Source organism: Shewanella sp. 5_MG-2023 (genome assembly GCF_030547465.1).
Classification (GTDB): domain Bacteria; phylum Pseudomonadota; class Gammaproteobacteria; order Enterobacterales; family Shewanellaceae; genus Shewanella.
Genome location: NZ_JAUORC010000097.1, coordinates 1 through 641 on the forward strand (window position 1 = coordinate 1; position 641 = coordinate 641).

Annotated in this window: 1 protein-coding gene; it reads left to right on the top strand. The window is 35.7% G+C overall.

What is annotated here, in order from left to right; genetic code table 11:
- The first annotated feature begins 196 nt into the window (after positions 1-196).
- Positions 197-481, top strand: a complete 285-nt coding sequence (locus Q4557_RS19850; protein WP_303415067.1) for a hypothetical protein — start codon at positions 197-199, stop codon at positions 479-481.
- Positions 482-641: the final 160 nt, after the last annotated feature.

The following is a 641-nucleotide window of genomic DNA, read 5'->3' on the forward strand; positions in this document are numbered from 1 at the left end:
TGAGCGTTATTTACGTATTCGCGAAAATATTCGATTTACAACAATAACTTAGCGATGGTATCTTTGAAGTTTGAATTTAGCAGTCTGGAACATTATTGTGCTGCTATTGAATAAGCTGTTATGTTTCAAGGAGAGAGCCATTAAGAATCGCAATCACCTCTATCTTTTTTTGGGTTTAACCTTTTTAGGGATCGGAATGGGATTTCAAGGTTGGGCGAATTATAAAATAGAGCGTCAGTTAAATATTTTTGAAGAATCAACCATTCAAGATGCCACATTCTATGGCATGGTTACCGTTGCTTTAAAAGAACTTGATAAAGGAAATTACGATAGCGCTGAAGACGCGCTTAAATTGTATAAAGGTAATTTCAAAGAAAAGGTTCAAAAACACTTGGCTAACCCCAACTTATCAGATAAATATAAAAATCAAATTAAATCGCTGGTAAAGATGGCTGATCAAGATTGTGAAAATGAAACATAACAAGCTAATAAATAAGGACAAAAAACAGTTGGCTGTTTTCGTTCCTCAACATTTTAGCCAACAATTTTTTGCCCATTATTAGGGCTACATGGACTCCCCTTTGTCAAGCAATAGTAATCCCACAACAACAGTGGATCTGACAGCAGCTCTACATTCGGCG